Raw genomic sequence first — 364 nt, forward strand, 5'->3', positions numbered from 1 at the left:
GTGCTCCTAGCGGTCAATTTCCTGGTCATCGTTCTTTACAGAGCCAGATGGGCGCTGATGTTCCGCGTCCGGTTTGGTTAATCGGGTTTGTTCGGGATCGGGAATTTGCATTGGGTGCGGCATATCTAACTTGCTGCCGTGCATTTGTTTGGCTGTGTTTTCATAGAAATTGCGTAGTGCCTGACTACGGGTATCCACATCCAATCCACGGATGACGTCCAGAGTATTGCGCTCATAAAACGCCAATTTGGCCTGTGACGTTTTGCTTAACTTGGCCGCTTTGGTGCTGTACTGGTCTTTGGCCGTTTGAAACCCGACATCATGCGCCGCACCACGCATTTGCTCTGTGGTGGTCAATACTTCC

General features: G+C 50.8%; 1 pseudogene. It reads right to left on the bottom strand.

Annotation, left to right across the window (positions count from 1 at the left end):
* Positions 1–6 precede the first annotated feature (6 nt).
* Positions 7–364: pseudogene (locus tag A2F46_RS12785) on the bottom strand (hypothetical protein); the annotation flags it as partial.

This window comes from Snodgrassella sp. CFCC 13594 (assembly GCF_001590725.1).
Lineage (GTDB): Bacteria > Pseudomonadota > Gammaproteobacteria > Burkholderiales > Neisseriaceae > Snodgrassella.